This is a genomic window from Halalkalibacillus sediminis (assembly GCF_002844535.1).
Classification (GTDB): Bacteria; Bacillota; Bacilli; order Bacillales; family Alkalibacillaceae; genus Halalkalibacillus_A; species Halalkalibacillus_A sediminis.
In genome coordinates, this window is sequence record NZ_PJNH01000001.1 from 1,062,698 (window position 1) to 1,078,437 (window position 15,740).

General features: G+C 39.6%; 12 protein-coding genes and 1 other annotated feature. Of the genes, 1 reads left to right on the forward strand and 11 read right to left on the reverse strand.

The window, feature by feature from the left end:
• Positions 1–2 precede the first annotated feature (2 nt).
• The 8 genes from CEY16_RS05685 to zapA form a co-directional block, all read right to left on the reverse strand.
• On the reverse strand, positions 3–776 hold the full coding sequence (locus tag CEY16_RS05685; protein ID WP_101330973.1) for an electron transfer flavoprotein subunit beta/FixA family protein: 774 nt from the start codon (positions 774–776) through the stop codon (positions 3–5).
• 21 nt (positions 777–797) lie between these two features.
• A complete protein-coding gene (locus CEY16_RS05690) occupies positions 798–1,571 on the reverse strand; it encodes an enoyl-CoA hydratase (protein ID WP_101330974.1) in 774 nt (257 codons plus the stop codon).
• Positions 1,571–2,173: a TetR/AcrR family transcriptional regulator gene (locus CEY16_RS05695; protein WP_101330975.1), complete on the reverse strand. Its 603-nt coding sequence runs from the start codon at positions 2,171–2,173 to the stop codon at positions 1,571–1,573. The genes CEY16_RS05690 and CEY16_RS05695 overlap by 1 nt, the downstream gene beginning before the upstream one ends.
• An 85-nt stretch (positions 2,174–2,258) precedes the next feature.
• The gene (locus CEY16_RS05700) at positions 2,259–3,959 is read right to left on the reverse strand and encodes a long-chain-fatty-acid--CoA ligase (RefSeq protein WP_101330976.1); all 1,701 of its coding nucleotides are present in this window, start codon (positions 3,957–3,959) and stop codon (positions 2,259–2,261) included.
• Between the two features lie 306 nt (positions 3,960–4,265).
• The gene (locus CEY16_RS05705) at positions 4,266–6,611 is read right to left on the reverse strand and encodes an endonuclease MutS2 (RefSeq protein WP_101330977.1); all 2,346 of its coding nucleotides are present in this window, start codon (positions 6,609–6,611) and stop codon (positions 4,266–4,268) included.
• A gap of 1 nt (position 6,612) precedes the next feature.
• Entirely contained in the window at positions 6,613–8,328 is a 1,716-nt protein-coding gene (polX, locus tag CEY16_RS05710) for a DNA polymerase/3'-5' exonuclease PolX (RefSeq protein WP_101330978.1), read from the reverse strand.
• A 408-nt stretch (positions 8,329–8,736) separates the two neighbouring features.
• Positions 8,737–9,285 (reverse strand): CvpA family protein, encoded by a 549-nt coding sequence (locus tag CEY16_RS05715; RefSeq protein WP_101330979.1) that lies wholly within the window; start codon positions 9,283–9,285, stop codon positions 8,737–8,739.
• 1 nt (position 9,286) lies between these two features.
• Positions 9,287–9,610: a cell division protein ZapA gene (gene zapA, locus CEY16_RS05720; RefSeq protein WP_101330980.1), complete on the reverse strand. Its 324-nt coding sequence runs from the start codon at positions 9,608–9,610 to the stop codon at positions 9,287–9,289.
• A gap of 87 nt (positions 9,611–9,697) precedes the next feature.
• Between zapA and rnhC the strand changes: the two genes are divergently transcribed.
• Positions 9,698–10,657 carry a ribonuclease HIII gene (gene rnhC / locus CEY16_RS05725; protein ID WP_238378762.1) on the forward strand — a complete coding sequence of 320 codons (960 nt, stop codon included), beginning with the start codon at positions 9,698–9,700 and terminating at the stop codon, positions 10,655–10,657.
• A 67-nt stretch (positions 10,658–10,724) separates the two neighbouring features.
• Here rnhC and pheT read toward each other — a convergent pair whose 3' ends face one another.
• The 3 genes from pheT to CEY16_RS05740 form a co-directional block, all read right to left on the reverse strand.
• Positions 10,725–13,154 carry a phenylalanine--tRNA ligase subunit beta gene (gene pheT / locus CEY16_RS05730; protein WP_101330982.1) on the reverse strand — a complete coding sequence of 810 codons (2,430 nt, stop codon included), beginning with the start codon at positions 13,152–13,154 and terminating at the stop codon, positions 10,725–10,727.
• 15 nt (positions 13,155–13,169) lie between these two features.
• A complete protein-coding gene (pheS, locus tag CEY16_RS05735) occupies positions 13,170–14,204 on the reverse strand; it encodes a phenylalanine--tRNA ligase subunit alpha (RefSeq protein WP_101330983.1) in 1,035 nt (344 codons plus the stop codon).
• 49 nt (positions 14,205–14,253) lie between these two features.
• Positions 14,254–14,492: a binding site (T-box leader), on the reverse strand.
• 303 nt (positions 14,493–14,795) lie between these two features.
• Complete coding sequence (locus CEY16_RS05740; RefSeq protein WP_101330984.1) at positions 14,796–15,539, reverse strand: TrmH family RNA methyltransferase; 744 nt, start codon at positions 15,537–15,539, stop codon at positions 14,796–14,798.
• Positions 15,540–15,740 lie beyond the last annotated feature (201 nt).

Consider the following 15,740-nt stretch of genomic DNA (forward strand, 5'->3'; position numbering starts at 1 on the left):
TGTTACAGTACTTTTGCGTCGCTGCGTAGTAGAGATACAAGTTCTTTTACTTGATCGTCGATTTCTCCTTCTAACACTTTACCTGCTTCTTTTTCAGGTGGAAGGTAAATCTCCACAGTAGCTGTTTTAGCTTCAACATCATCTTCATCAAGATCTAAATCATCTATTTCTAATTCTTCTAAAGGTTTCTTTTTCGCTTTCATGATTCCTGGTAGTGAAGGATAACGTGGCTCGTTTAAGCCTTGCTGACAAGTAACTAGTAACGGTAGAGAAGTTTCCACTTTTTCTACATCACCTTCAACATCACGGTCGATCTTCACAGTTTCACCATCAACAGAGATTGCTGTAATAGTAGTTACAAATGGGATGTCCAATTTTTCAGCCAGACGTGGACCTACTTGACCACTTGCTTCGTCAATTGCTACGTTACCAGCTAGAATAATATCGACATCTTTGTCTTTGAAGAAGGCTTCTAGAATCTTAACAGTTGTAAACTGGTCGCCTTCTTCTAAATCATCTTCAGTATTGATTAATACTGCTTGATCAGCTCCCATTGCAAGTGCTGTGCGAAGTTGCTTTTCAGACTCTTCGTCACCTACTGTAACCACTGTTACCTCGCCACCGTGTTCGTCGCGAAGGTTGATTGCTTCTTCAATCGCATATTCATCGTAAGGATTGATGATGAATTCTGCACCCTCTTCGTCAATTTTTCCACCATTAATCTGAATTTTTTCTTCAGTATCAAAGGTTTTTTTCATTAAAACAAAAATATTCATTGGATGACCTCCTTTAATTCGCTATTGATCATTGAAGTTTGGTTTTCTTTTTTCCATGAATGCTTGAATCCCTTCCTTGGCATCGTCGTTTCCGAATACTTTTCCGAATTCGACTGCCTCTTGCTCTACACCATCTTTGAATTGTGATGTTCGAGCATATGGTAGAAGTTTCATGATTGCTTTGATTGAAGGACCACTTTTTGATGCGAATTTGTTCGCAAGTTTCAAAGTTTTTTCCTCTAACTCATTTTCATCCACGGCATGATTAGCTAGACCTAACCTAGCAGCTTCTTCACCAGAAATAGGTTCACCAGTTAGAAGCATCTCATACGCTTTAGGTAATCCTACATATCTTGGTAAACGCTGTGAACCTGCAAAGCCTGGAACAATCCCAAGATTCATCTCAGGTAGTCCCAATTTCGCGTCTTTCGTCACAATCCGCACATGACAAGCCATTGCTAATTCAAGACCTCCACCAAGTGAAGCTCCATGAATCGATGCAATGACTGGAATGTGATATTGCTCGATACGATCGAATAATTCTTGACCTTTTCGAGCTAATCCAGCGTAATCGCTTTCATTCTGGAATGAAGTGAATTCCTTGATATCTGCTCCTGCAGAAAAGAATTTGCCTTCACCTTTCAACACGATCGTCTTAACTGATGCATCTTGATCGATTTCATCTAGAATCGCTGAGAGATCTTTCAGTATTCCGGACGATAGCGCGTTTGCTGGTGGGCTTTGGATGGTGACGATTGCGAGATGGCCTTCTTTTTTCCAAGAAAGATTCTCCATTATGCCAACTCCTTATTACTATGGATTTTCAGCCCATTGGATATTACAAAATGGACTTCTTCCGCCTGTTCCATCAAATCATAACGTTGATCTTTCATCACCCAGTTTGTCACGATCTCATCAAGCGTACCGAAAATGACTTGACGGACAAGCTTGACGTTCAAATGGCCGTGGAAAGTCCCTTCCTCCATACCTTGTGTAAGAATATTGTCGACTAATGCTAAATATCCTTTAAGTACGTCGTTGATTTTCATACGAAGGTTTTTGTTGGACTGACGTAATTCGAGCTGAGTGACGATCGCCAAATGATGATTTTCAGCTAACTGACGAAAATGCATTTCTATTAAAGCATACAACTTTTCGTCCGCTGTGTCATTCTCATCGATGACAGATTCGATTCTTTCGATAAATTGTCCCATTTTTTCTTGAAAAAGCGAGACGAGAATATCTTCTTTATTGTCGAAATAAAGATAGATCGTCCCGTCCGCTACTCCAGCTTTTTTGGCAATTTTCGAAACTTGTGATGCATGATAGCCATTTTCTGCTATGACTTCAACAGCTGCATCTAATATTTGTTTGTACTTCGGTTTGTTCTTCTTCATTGCAATATCTCCCTAAAAATGAATGAATGGTCATTCACCAACTATATTATAAATAATATGAGTTGGTGTCAACCAGTTCGATTGATTATTGTGTTTGTTGATTTGCAAGCTTCTCTTTTTCTTCATCAACAAGTTTTCTCCTTAAAATTTTACCTACTGCTGTCTTAGGCAGTTCTTCTCTAAACTCATATATTTTAGGGACTTTATATGCAGCTAAATTTTCTCTACAAAATTTATCTAAATTGTCTTCTGTTACTTCGTGACCCTCTTTTAATACGATATAAGCTTTCACAGTCTCACCGCGATATGGATCTGGAATCCCAGCTACAACTGTTTCTAAAATTGCATCATGTTCATATAATACTTCTTCAACTTCTCTTGGGTAAATATTGAATCCACCTGCAATAATCATATCTTTCTTTCGATCGACTACGTAGAAGTATCCATCTTCATCCATATAACCCATGTCACCAGTCAACAACCAACCATCTTTCAACGTATTAGCTGTTTCTTCTGGACGGTTCCAGTAGCCTTTCATGATTTGTGGACCTTTGACAACGATTTCGCCTACTTCTCCAACTTCAGCTTCTTCGGTAGTCTCCATCTTGAAGATTTTAGAATCTGTATCTGGCCATGGTACACCAATCGTTCCACCACGACGGTTTTCCCAAACAAAATTCGAATGAGTAACAGGTGAAGATTCGGTGAGTCCATAACCTTCAACTAGACGTCCACCAGTCACTTTTTCAAATTGTTCCTGCACTTCTGATGGTAACGGAGCAGAACCACTGATACAAGCTTCAATTGAAGATAAATCATATTTTGATAACTTAGGATGATTCAATAAACCAATATAAATAGTTGGTGCTCCTGGGAATAACGTCGGTTTTTGTTTGTCGATTGCTTTTAGAACACCATCTACATCGAATTTCGGAATAAGAACCATTTTTTGAGCCATCATGATTGAATTATTCATCACAGTTGTCATTCCATATACATGGAAGAACGGTAAAATGCCTAAGACGACTTCTTTCCCGTATTCTGTTTTATAAAGCCATTTAGAACACATTTGAGTATTGGAAACTAAATTAAAATGCGTCAACATGACTCCTTTAGGATAACCTGTCGTTCCACCTGTATATTGCAATAACGCCAAATCTTCTTTTGGATCGATCTCAGGCTTTTCATAATCTCCGGTAGCCTCTTCCATGACACGGTTCCATACATGAGTACCGCCACCATGTTCAGGTTTTACTACAATATTGTATTGTTTCTTTTGAATCATTGGATATAACATATTTTTCGGAAATGGAAGGTAATCTTTGATACCGGCTACTATAATATGTTCAACGTCGGTATTTCCTTTGACGCTTGATGCACGAGGTAATAATATGTCCAAGCATACTAAGAATTTAGAGCCTGAGTCCTTCAGTTGATACTCCAGTTCCCTTTCAGTATAAAGTGGGTTCGTTTGTACAACAATCCCGCCGGCCATTAATGCTCCATAATAAGAAATTACTGCTTGGGGTGTGTTCGGTAACATGATTGCTACCCGGTCCCCTTTTTGTAAACCTAAATCTTGAAAATAACTTGCCATTTTTTTTGATGAATCGAAAAGTTCTTGATAGGTTATTTCTTTACCCATAAAATGAATAGCAACTTTGTCTGGTAATTTTGTCGCAGATTTTTCTAGAAAATCTTGAAGAGGAATGTTGTCATATTCGATTGACGTAGGAATCTCCTCTGGATAATGCTTAAACCATGGTTTGGTTACATTTACCCCCATATTCATACTCCTCCTTTTATTGGTTACTACTTTTATTATAAACATGAAACGGATAAATTTAAAATATTATTTGAAATTATCTGAAATTTATTACTGGAATGTACTTCAAAATTCATCCGCCATGAGTTGGATAAAAAAATCTCCTCACAACCGGGAAAATTGGAGGAGATTCTTTAGATCAGTTCATGTATATAAATATCGCACCGACGAGTACAAATGCTATTGCTACCCATATTAAAACTTTTGCGAGAGTTTCCATCAGACTTCATTCCTTATTATCATATTCATGGATGATAAATTTTAGAATTATTTTAGCTCTAAAATTGTCACTCCACTTCCGCCTTCATTGGCATGACCAAACTTGTATCCCTTAATTCTTGAGTGGCCTTGGGCAAATTGTTGCACACCTTTCATCAAAGCGCCAGTACCTTTTCCGTGAATAATCGACACTTGATGATAGTTAGCCAAGATTGCGTCGTCAATATACTTATCTAAACGATTCAATGCATCTTCATAACGTTCGCCACGAAGGTCTAACTCTGGTTTCACGTGATAATTCTTTCCTTTGATTGTTGATAAAGGCTTTTTCTCCACTGGCTCCGGGCGCTTAACAAATTCAAGGCTTTTAACAGGGACCTTCATCTTCATGATTCCGAGTTGGACTTCATATTCTTTGGCGTTCACTTTCGCCACGACATATCCATTTTGATTGAATGTCAGCACGTGGACTTCATCTCCTGGTTTTAGTTCCTGAGATGGTTTTTTAGCCGTTTGAGTTTTTGAAGTCTCCTTCGTTTCAAAGCTTTCTTTTTGATCAGATAATTTCTTTTTTGCATCAATAAATCGATGCTCTTTAATATTCGCTTCATCACGCATTTCACGAATTTCTTGCAAAATTTCTTCAGCTTGTTTCTCGGCTTTTTCCACGATGGATTTAGCTTTTACTTTAGCGTTTTCATCTAGCTTTTCTTTCTTCTGTAGATATTGATTGAATTCATGTTGTAGCTCTTGGTGAATCTCTGTTGCTTGTTCAAGGATTTCTGCTGCTTGCTCATGGTCTTGCTCAGCCTTTTTCCTAGAGTCTTCCAAAGAAGCAATCATATTTTCTACAGAGCGTGAATCGTCACTTACCATAGATTGAGCCTGTTTAATTACACCTTCACTCAACCCGAGACGCTTGGAAATATCAAACGCATTACTGCGGCCAGGTACTCCTAGTAATAATCGATAGGTCGGCTGTAATGTTTCAATATCAAACTCAACTGATGCATTCGTAACTTCATCTCTGTTGTACCCATAAGCTTTGAGTTCCGGATAGTGAGTGGTAGCAATAACTCGTGCCTGCTTTTGTACAACATCGTCTAGAATGGCCATTGCTAAACTTGCACCTTCTTGGGGATCCGTCCCAGCTCCGAGTTCATCGAATAAAATCAGTGTGTTCTCATGCACTTTTTCCAAAATACTTACGATATTCGTCATGTGAGAAGAAAATGTACTTAAGTTTTGTTCAATGGACTGTTCGTCCCCGATGTCTGCGAACACTTGATCAAATACGGCCATTTCACACCCATCGAGCGCTGGCACTTGTAAGCCGGATTGAGCCATTAATGTGCACAGCCCGACCAATTTAAGAGTTACCGTCTTACCACCAGTATTTGGTCCAGTAATGACGATAGCGGTAAAATCGGTTCCGATTTCGATATCATTCGCAACTACTTCATCCTCTGGAATCAACGGGTGACGGGCCTGTTTCATCCGGATGCGACCTTCTTGATTCATCGTCGGCCTAGCAGCACGTTGTTTTTGAGATAACTTCCCTTTAGCAAACATGAAGTCGACTGCTTTCAGAATACTCACGTTATAAGAAAGGGGTTCGCTATCCTCATTAATTTGGCTTGTGAGCTCTTGAAGAATGCGATCAATTTCCTGCTGTTCTTTTACACGCGCTTCCTGTAATTGATTATTCAATTCAACTACAGCTTGAGGTTCTACGAACATAGTCTGACCAGAAGAAGATTGATCGTGTACCATTCCCCCGAAGTTTGCACGATATTCACTTTTTACTGGTAAAACATAACGATCATTACGAATGGTCACAATTGCATCAGAAAGCATTTGACTCTTAGATTTCGTCAACTGTTCTAAATGGTCTCGAATCCTACTTTCGTGTGTACGGATTTGAGTTCGAATGGTACGCAGTTTGCTAGAGGCTCCATCCATCACTTGCCCATAGTCATCGATACACCCTTTAATCGACTGTTCTAAGGAGGTTAATGGAGTGATCTGTTCCATTTTATCTAACAAAATAGGTATCTCAACGTCTTCAAGTTCTTCAACGAATTTTTTCAGTTGCTTTCCACCGTAAATTGTACTGGCAACATCTAGACATTCAGAAGGACTTAATAAAGCACCAATATTTGCTCGCTTGATATGCGGGCGGATATCGGTGATCCCCCCTAGAGGTACATGCCCTTTCAATCTCAACACAGATACTGCCTCATCTGTTTCAGCTTGCCATTGCTTCACCTCTTCTAGATCAGGTGAAGGTGCCAACTGTTGAGCTTGTTCCTTTCCAAGACTAGTCGATGCATTTTCATGCAACAAATGTTTGATTTTATCAAACTCAAGTTGTTTATATATTTTTTGATTCATGTTATTCACCTTTTTTCTGGTCTAAAAATGAAATCAGTTCATCTTTTGACCAAGCGTTTACGATATTCTCCTTCTTCAACCAACCTTTGCGGGCAGCTTGGACACCGATTCTCATATCCGATAACATTTTGTAATTATGAGCATCGGTATTGATGGCTATCTTTGCACCACGCTCTTGTGCCTCATGAAGAAGTTCCCATGAAAGATCTAGTCGATTTGGATTTGCGTTTAATTCAATAATCGTATCCGTTTCCACTGCTAAATCTATGAATTCGTCCGTATTCAAAGGATAACCCTTTCTTCGGCCAAGCAAACGGCCGGTCGGGTGAGCAATCATATCCACATACGGACACTCCATCGCGCGCTTCATTCTTTTCATGATCTGATCTTCTGATTGATTGAAACTAGAATGGATCGATGCGATGACGAAATCCATCTCTTTTAAGAATTCATCAGAGAAATCAAGTTCACCGTTTGGTAAAATATCCATTTCAATTCCACAAAGTACGTGAATCGATGGGTATTTTTCACTTGCCTTTTGTATGGCTTCGCGCTGCTTCCTTAAACGATCTTCATTCAAACCATTTGCTACTTGCAAAAATTTGGAATGATCAGTAATAGCCATAAAATCATATTCATACTCTACACATTTTTCGATCATCTCATCAATTGATTGGGCCCCGTCACTCCAGGTAGTGTGCATGTGTAGGTCACCACGGATGTCACTCAACTCAATCAAAGATGGTGATTTTTTAACCCCAACTTCTTCTCCTGTTTCACGAACTTCAGGTGGGAGATAAGGAACTTCTAGAAATTCGAAAAATTCCTTCTCTGAATTAAAAGTATGCAGTTCTTCTGTTTCAAGATTTTCGATTCCATATTCACTGATTTTATAACCTTTTTGTTTTGCCAATCCTCTCATTTCAACATTATGATCTTTTGACCCCGTGAAATGATGCAAAGTAGTTATAAAATGTTCAGGCTCTATCAATCTGAAATCCACCGATATATTCCAGTCTCCAGAAACTACAACTGTCACCTTCGTTTCCCCGTGAGATACGACCTCTTTTACATTCGATAATTTCGTCAATTGTTCAGATACTTGTTCAGGTTCTTTAGTAGCAATGATAAAATCTATGTCTTTTGCTGTTTCTTTTAACCTTCTGAGACTACCAGCCACTGAATATCGATCAATACCTTCTAGTTGGTCTAATTCTCGTTCAATCTCTTCAGCCACAGGTAGTACATCTGCAATCGGTAAACGTTCGGGCCGAGTTCCTGCATCGTCCAATGCCTTCAATATTTTCTCTACGGATTTTTTTCCAAAGCCGCCTAGCTCCTCAACTTCACCATTTTCACATGCTTTGCGTAAAGTGGCTTCATCGATAACACCTAGTTCTTGGTATAATTTTGCTAGTTTCTTACCACCAAGCCCTTGGATTTTCAATAAAGGAACAAGACCTTCAGGAACCTTCTTTTTAAGTTCATTCAAGGTTTCAGTCTCGCCATTTTCAATAAATTCTAAGATAACAGCATTGGTTCCTTTGCCGATTCCATTCATGGAAGAAAAATCATCTATTTCACCTAGCGAACGATCATCGCGCTCCAGTGCTTGAGCCGCCTTGCGATAGGCAGAAGTTTTGAACGCATTTTCACCATTTAACTCCAGATAAACCGCGATAGTTTCCAAATGTTTGATCACTTGTTTCTTATCCATAAACGATGACCACCTTTTTTATAGACACTTTTAAAACTCAAAGTTGATTTTGAAAGACTCCTCTGCCTCGCTGGTTCTGACGAATCGTTAGAGGTGGCGACTCTTAGCCGGCTATAAACGGCCACGTCCTGTGGCCAATGCCGACACTAGACCATCCAGGTCGTCGGGGGAATTGATTGCACGGTCTGAAAATCACGCGAAACTCGTGGAAAACGAGTTTTGGGAAGTTGAAGCCGTGCCCCAGGTCAGCTAACACCCAATACATCCTGTATCGAACACCGACATTAGACCGTCCGGTTCGTCAGAAAGCGTCCACCTATAAGTGATTCGTTAGAATCAACAACAACTTTAAGAGAGTCTTTTTATAAAAAAACAAAGAAAAGAGGTTGACCCTGATAGGAGTAACCTCTAAGCATTTCTCTCAATCTCTGTAAACCATTTTTCCTTCAATTGTTCTGAAAAAACGGGCGTTTGTTCAATAATAAATGTAGCTAGTGATGACTGACTTACAAAGTCTTGAACGAAACCTGATGGAACCAACGAAAGGACAAATAGAACGACAAAAATGATCAAGTACATCTCTATAAAACCTACTATTGCTCCAAGCAAATTATTGACACTATGTAAGACAGGAAAATGTGCTACAAAGTCTAGCAAATTAGCAATGATTTGCATTAATATTTTCACCGTGAAAAATATTGCAAAGAAGGAGATTCCGTAATAAAAAGCACCTTCAATCACATCTGACTGGAAAAAGCTAGACCAGAAATGACCATCTGATGGTGCAGGGAAAGGGATCCATAATTCTAGTTGATCTCCTAAATCCCTATAGTACAAGAGGGCCACAAGAAATGCTACGATGAAGCCTGCTAAGTGAAATACTTGCAAGATAAACCCACGTTTAAGCCCGATTAAAAATCCTAAAATAAGTAGTATTAATAAAATAATATTCAACATGTTACCTGCGATCCTCTTTCCTATCTTTATAGTTAAACTGTTTTTGATTTGTATTGTTGTTCATTGATTTTTGATTGAATGATTGTTGTTGCTTCAAATGATTATAGTCTTCTTTAAGTTTCATATAATCGTTCATTGTATTAAGAGCTGTTAAAACAGCAAGCTGAGCAGAGTCGATCGACGGTTTTGCATGTCTAATCTCATCCATTTTTTGATCCACCATACTTGCTACCTTTTTGATATGATCGGATGATTCTTCGCCTACAACAGTATATTTACGGTTATGAATTTCAACCGTGATTTTTGACTTTCCATTTTGCGACATTCGAAAGCCTCCTCACACGTATTCTAAACCATATAGTAACACGTTTTGCTAGTATTAGGGAAGTACTGTATCATTTAAGGTAGATTTTTGGCAGAATTAATAGATATGAATATTTTTCAAAAGGAGTTCGACATGGGACAGACCGTCATTAAAGTAGATCAAGATACGATATTCAAAATGAAAAAACATTACCACTCATCCATTTCATCTAAACAACCTCCACACGCAACCTTTGTTGCTAAAAAAAACGGGCTGACAATTACAGCCTATACATCTGGAAAAGTCATGTTCCAAGGGGATCAGCATGAAGAAGAAGCTTCTCTATGGGGAAGTGGAGTGAAGTCTAATAATAAGAAAAAATCATCAGGCGAGCCTGAACTTCCTAAGTTCCTTTCACAAGATCATATTGGCTCTGATGAAGCAGGAACAGGTGATTACTTTGGTCCAATTACGGTAGGAGCTGTTTTTGCAACTGCACAGCAACAAGAATTATTGCGTGAATTAGGCGTGCAAGATTCGAAAAATATGAAAGACGATACGATCAAGAAAATCGTCAAAGATATTTTGAAAACGGACATCGTTTATAGCACGGTTACATTGTCGAATGAAAAATACAATTCACTAAAACAGAAAAATTGGTCGCAAGTACGAATGAAAGCATGGATGCACCATCAAGCAATTAAACACGTGATTGGAAAACTAGATGGGCAAGAGTCAAAAGGCATTCTCGTCGATAAATTTTGTGAACCAGGGATTTTTTATAATAAAATTCGCGCGTCGAACGAGCAACCACTTGAAGGAATGACTTTCTTAACAAAAGGAGAAAGCAAATCCACCTGTGTTGCGGCCGCTTCCATGCTTGCAAGATATCGCTTTGTTCAAGAAATGGATAAACTATCTGGAATGGTTGGTTTCAACTTACAAAAAGGTGCCTCAAACATCGTTGACAAACAGATTAAGCGAATCATCAATTCTAAAGGAGAACCTTTCTTAGATAAAATCGCGAAAGTTCATTTTGCTAATACAGACAAAGCCAAGAAGTTGTAGATGAACAAAATAAATTTAGAAAAAAGCTGAGCATTCGGGCCATAACCCGATCACTCAGCTTTTCTTTTTAACCTCTTAATACAGCGTTATATTCTTTTTCTAAGTGGGACACAATTGCTCCACGTGCTTGCTCGATTTCTTCGTCTTTGAGTGTACGTTCCTGGTGCTGGAACATGAGGTTGAAAGCGATTGATTTCTTCCCTTCTTCCATATGTTCACCTTCATACACGTCAAACACTTGAACTGAACGCAAATGAGGCTGTCCTTTATCCATTATAGCATCCTCTAGTTGCTTAGCAGGTAAATCAGCATCTACTACGAAAGCCAAATCCTGTGCGATTGCAGGATACTTCGTGATTGCTTCATAAAAATCATGATCATTAACCTGTTCTAATACTGCATCAAGATCTACGTCAAACACATAAGTTTCTTGAAGATCATATTCTTTTTGAACAGTTGGATGTAACTGACCAACATAACCTATGTTTCGTTCATCTAGTTTAATCACTGCTGTTCGACCTGGATGCATTCCTTCAAGTTCAGCTTTCTCGAAAGTAACAGACTCTTCTAGTAAGTAGTCGAATAATCCTTCCAAGATTCCTTTCATTACATAGAAGTCCACTGCTTTTTTATCTGCTTGCCAAGCATGATTTTCCCATAGACCGGTCACTACTGAAGATAGTCTAGCTTTTTCTTCAGGTTGTTGTGTATCTTGGAGTGAACGTACGTAAACTGGACCTACTTCATATAAGCCGACATTATATTGATTTCGAGCTACGTTGTATTGAACACTAGCCAGCATTTCAGGTAGTGCACTTAAACGTAAATGACTATGCAAGTCTGTCATCGGCATAGCGAGCCCAACTGGTTGAGGATTCAACTGTTTGATTTCTGGACTTACAAATCGTGTCGAGCGATCCTCTGTAGTCAGCGAGTATGTTACAGCTTCATTCAACCCAGCTTTTTGCATATATTCATGTACTTCTCTTAATAACTTCTGTCGTTTAGTCAAACCGCCTTTGTTCATCTCTCCAAGCGGCAACGTATAAGGGATATTGTCATAACCATACAGACGAGCAATTTCTTCAACCATATCCTCTTTGATCGTCATCTCATTTCGGCGACCAGGGATAGTTACAACAAAATTACCACCGTTCTCTTCATACTCTAAACGTAAACGTTCTAGAATATTTTTCATCTGGTCCAACGGGATATCTGCACCGATACGGTCCACCATCTCTTGATGATTGAAACTGATTTCGGCAGGGGTCCATTCAGTTGAACCAGCTTCTACCATAGATTCACCTAGTACTGTTCCACTACCTAATTCAGCAAGTAATTGAACCGCACGCATAGCAGCTTCTTTAACACGGGTGATGTCGAGACCTTTTTCGAAACGGACACTTGCTTCACTACGTATACCATGATCTTTTGAAGCACGGCGTACCGTTTGGGGATCGAAATAAGCCGCTTCTAATAAAATTGTGTTCGTGTCTTCTTGAACTTCTGATTCTTCGCCACCCATTACTCCAGCGATTGCGTGCGCTTTCTCTCCGTTAGTGATGACGAGCTGATCAGCTTTCAACGTGCGCTCCTCTCCATCGAGGGTCACAATCGTTTCACCTTCTTTAGCAGCACGAGTGACCACTTTATCTGACCCGAAACGATCGAAATCAAACGCGTGTAAAGGCTGACCATATTCAAGCAATACATAGTTCGTAACGTCGACAACATTGTTGATTGGACGGATGCCTGCACTGATCAAACGGTTTTGAAGCCATAGTGGTGAATCGTGTACTGTTATATCCTTAATAATCCATGCTCCGTAATAAGGATTCATTTCTTTGTCTTCAATTGAAACTGAAACATGGTCACTAGATGGTTCTTCAGATATCTGCACAGTTGTATCTGGTAGCTCAATATTACGATCATAAATTGCAGCAGTTTCGTATGCCATCCCTAGCATACTTAAACAATCCGCGCGGTTAGGTGTTAATTCAAACTCGATAACCGTGTCATCCAGGTTCAATAGAGGACATGCTGGCTCTCCAGGAGTAACCTCTTCTTCAATTACATATATTCCGTCTTGGTACTTCTCAGGGACGAACTTTTCATCCATTCCAAGCTCTTGCAGAGAACAAATCATTCCTTCTGATGGCTCTCCACGTAGCTTAGCTTTCTTGATTTTCATACCTCCTGGCAAACGAGCGCCAGGCTTTGCAACTATGACATGTTGGCCAGCCGCTACATTAGGTGCCCCACAAATGATTTGTGAAGTTTCTTCGCCCGTATTGACCTGGCAGACATTCAATTTGTCCGCATTAGGATGTTGTTCACATTTTTCAACATAACCAACGACGATTTGATCGTTGTCCAGTTGTGGAGGAATGACCTGTTCGACTTCTACTCCACTTTTCGTAATTTTTTCAGCTAATTCTTCTGAATCAAGGTCATCAATTTTTACATATTGATTTAACCATTTTAAAGATACTAACATTGTCTCATTCCTCCTTTATACTCTGTGAAATTGTTTTAAGAATCGGACATCATTCGTGTAGAAATGACGGATATCTTCAATACCGTATTTCAACATGGCAATTCGTTCAGGCCCCATTCCGAAAGCGAAACCTGTATATTTGTCCGGATCGAATCCAGCCATCTCTAGAACGTTCGGATGGACCATTCCTGCACCAAGAATTTCAATCCAGCCTGACCCTTTACATACGGAACAACCTTCTCCGCCGCAAACCTTGCATGAAATATCCATCTCGACAGAAGGTTCAGTAAACGGGAAGTAACTTGGACGCAAGCGGATTTTACGATCTTCACCGAAAAGATGCTTCGCTAGCACATTCAATGTCCCTTTTAAGTCACTCATGCGAATTTTTTCATCAACATACAGTCCTTCAATTTGTGTGAACTGGTGCGAGTGTGTTGCATCATCCGTGTCACGACGGTAAACTTTTCCAGGACAAATGATTTTGACCGGACCGCGACCTTCGTGTCTGTTCATCGTACGTGCTTGAACAGGTGATGTATGTGTACGCATTAATAATTCTTCGGTAATATAAAAAGTATCCTGCATATCTCTTGCCGGGTGACCTTTAGGTAGGTTTAGAGCTTCAAAGTTGTAATAATCCGTCTCAACTTCTGGACCCTCAGCCACTTCATACCCCATACTGGTGAAAAGGTCTTCGATATCACGAATAACATCCATCAAAAGATGCGATCCACCAGCTTGAACAGGTTTACCAGGAAGTGTTACGTCAATCGCTTCTTCCCTCAATTGTTTTTCGATTTGTTCATTTTCAAGTTGTTCAGATTTTGAATCAAGTGCTTCTGTGAGCGTGTCTCTAACTTCATTTGCTAGTTGACCAATCACTGGACGTTCCTCTTTAGACAGTTTACCCATCCCTTTAAGAACATCTGTAATTTGGCCCTTCTTACCAAGATAGTAAACGCGTACATCCTGGAGAGCTTTCGTGTCATCAGCAGCTTGAATTTTCTCAAGTGCTTCCTGCTTTAATTCTTGTAATCGCTCTTTCACGACTTGTTCCTCCTTTATATATGACAAAATAAAAAAACTCCTCCCATAAAATAGGGACGAGTTTGCATTCCGTGTTACCACCCTGGTTGAACAGTCACGAGACTGCACCACTTCATTCAAATAACGGATTGATCTTATCCGGGCTACCTTTACTCTTTGTGAGAGGTCCAAGCGCCAGCTCCTGAGTGAAATTCAGTTCTAATCCGAATAAAGACACTTTCAGTCAAGGTATCTCTTCCCTGCAAACGGATTTGGTAGGAACTTACTAGGCTCATTCATAGCTTTTTCGATTCATTTGTTCTCAATGTATTATAGAAAAAAATCCGGTATTGCGCAAGTTTTTATTTAGAAAAGCTCAAGCGCCCTCTTATCAACGTATCAATTGGAGAAGAGTATCAGAAATAAAGGAAACACCGTGAGTTAGCGAACGGATGTTGACTTATTGACTGATCCTCTTTGAAATTGACTAGTTGATGGGCGTTTGGGTTAGACAAGTTTTTATTTAGAAAGGCTCAAGCGCCTACATTGAAACGTAGTGATTCGAGCTAGACAATTATATGCCACTCTTTTCACACATGTTTAAAAAGCCTTTCAATCCGTTGAAAAATGATACAGCATAATACTTGTAGCTACTCCCACATTCAACGATTCACTTTCGTCTTGGATGGGAATGAACACTTTTTGATCGACTTGAGATAAGATGTCATCTTGAATTCCACTCCCCTCATTTCCTACCACAATAGCGAAACGATCAGTTTTGTGGAGTTCCGATAGAGGCGTCGCTTCACGATCCAAAGCACTTCCGTATACAGGTATATCTTTAGTCTGAAGTTGTGTAACCCATTCATTTAAATCTCCTCGAACCACCGGTAGATGAAAAAATGCTCCTTGGGTTGATCTAAGAACCTTTTCATTAAAAAGATCTACTGAACCTTTACCAAGAATGACTGCATCGATTCCGAAAGCCAGGGCACTACGAATGATTGTTCCAACGTTTCCTGGATCTTGTACACCGTCTAATAACAGAAGCTTCTCATGGTTGAAATCAGTCATGTCTTTCTGTCGAACAACCGCGATAATCCCCTGAGGTGTTTCCGTCTGTGATATTTCAGAAAATATCTTTTTAGAAACTAATGTGACTGGCACGTGACGCCAATGTTCAGGAATATCGATATTTTCTGTGCGGATGATATTTTCCACATGCCACTCGCTCTGCATCGCTTCTTCTACAAGATGCCACCCTTCGACTAAAAAGAGTTGCTCTTCTTCTCGATATTTCTTTTTATGAAGTTTCTTCCATTGCTTTATATGTTGGTTTTGATTCGATTCAATCATTGGAGTCCCTCACTCTTTTTTTAGACTCTGTTAATACTCATTGTTGATATTTATCGTTGTTTTAGAAAAATGGCGAGACTCCTGCGGGAAAAGCAACAGTTGAAGACCCCGCAGAAAGCGTAGCTTTCGAGGAGGCTGAGGCGTTGTCCGCGGAAAGCGAGCTATTTTTCTGTATCGACAACAAACTTTAAACAAAGTCTT

Bases quoted from the DNA above. Each gene is read 5' to 3' on its own strand.
- CEY16_RS05685 (WP_101330973.1), bottom strand. From the start codon at position 776: ATGAATATTTTTGTTTTAATGAAAAAAACCTTTGATACTGAAGAAAAA.
- CEY16_RS05695 (WP_101330975.1), bottom strand. From the start codon at position 2,173: ATGAAGAAGAACAAACCGAAGTACAAACAAATATTAGATGCAGCTGTT.
- CEY16_RS05705 (WP_101330977.1), bottom strand. From the start codon at position 6,611: ATGAATCAAAAAATATATAAACAACTTGAGTTTGATAAAATCAAACAT.
- pheT (WP_101330982.1), bottom strand. From the start codon at position 13,154: ATGTTAGTATCTTTAAAATGGTTAAATCAATATGTAAAAATTGATGAC.
- CEY16_RS05740 (WP_101330984.1), bottom strand. From the start codon at position 15,539: ATGATTGAATCGAATCAAAACCAACATATAAAGCAATGGAAGAAACTT.
- CEY16_RS05715 (WP_101330979.1), bottom strand. From the start codon at position 9,285: ATGTTGAATATTATTTTATTAATACTACTTATTTTAGGATTTTTAATC.
- CEY16_RS05700 (WP_101330976.1), bottom strand. From the start codon at position 3,959: ATGGGGGTAAATGTAACCAAACCATGGTTTAAGCATTATCCAGAGGAG.
- zapA (WP_101330980.1), bottom strand. From the start codon at position 9,610: ATGTCGCAAAATGGAAAGTCAAAAATCACGGTTGAAATTCATAACCGT.
- polX (WP_101330978.1), bottom strand. From the start codon at position 8,328: ATGGATAAGAAACAAGTGATCAAACATTTGGAAACTATCGCGGTTTAT.
- CEY16_RS05690 (WP_101330974.1), bottom strand. From the start codon at position 1,571: ATGGAGAATCTTTCTTGGAAAAAAGAAGGCCATCTCGCAATCGTCACC.